The organism is Anaerotignum faecicola (assembly GCA_024460105.1).
In the GTDB taxonomy this organism is placed as follows: domain Bacteria; phylum Bacillota; class Clostridia; order Lachnospirales; family Anaerotignaceae; genus JANFXS01.
The window spans coordinates 1-550 of the sequence record JANFXS010000109.1 but is presented as its reverse complement, the minus strand read 5'-3'; the positions used below and the strand labels follow the sequence as shown (position 1 = coordinate 550).

The 550-nt window shown below is 48.9% G+C and carries 1 protein-coding gene; it reads right to left on the bottom strand.

Annotated features, from left to right (window positions below; all coding sequences use genetic code 11):
* A partial coding sequence (locus NE664_12995; GenBank protein ID MCQ4727549.1) for a carboxypeptidase-like regulatory domain-containing protein occupies positions 1–550 on the bottom strand: 550 nt, incomplete at both ends.

The window sequence follows — 550 nt, the reverse complement described above, 5'->3', positions numbered from 1 at the left end:
CGCAGCGGAGATATCAGAAACCTTCCATAACTCGTTACCTCTGCTGTTATTCGTAAATGCTCCTGTATCATACTGGTCAAACAAGTCTGCAATGAGATACGTCGTTTTTCCAACTTCCCTGGAAAGAATCAGATTCACTTCCGAAACAGCTGCCGGCATTATCCTGACATCTTTCTCGGTGGCTGTCTTATATCCCTCCTTCGAAGCCGTCACCTCATATCCGGTTCCGATCTTTACGTCCGGAATTTCATAACAGCCGTCATTTCCGGTTTTGGCGGTATATACTTGGTCTTCCAGCGAGACCGTCACCGTCACTCCCTGAAGAGGACCAGACGAATTAGACACGCAGCCTTTCACACTGCCCACATCAGACAGACTCTCTCCCAGCTTCAGCTGTACTCTCGTCACAGCCTTCTCTTCCACTGTAATATCCGGGGTCTCTCCGTCCAGATAAATCTCTTTGGAAATCACCGCCGTATACGATCCCGGCTTCACACCTGCTATGGCGAAAAATCCCTGTTCATTCGTCACTGCAGCATAATCCGTATCC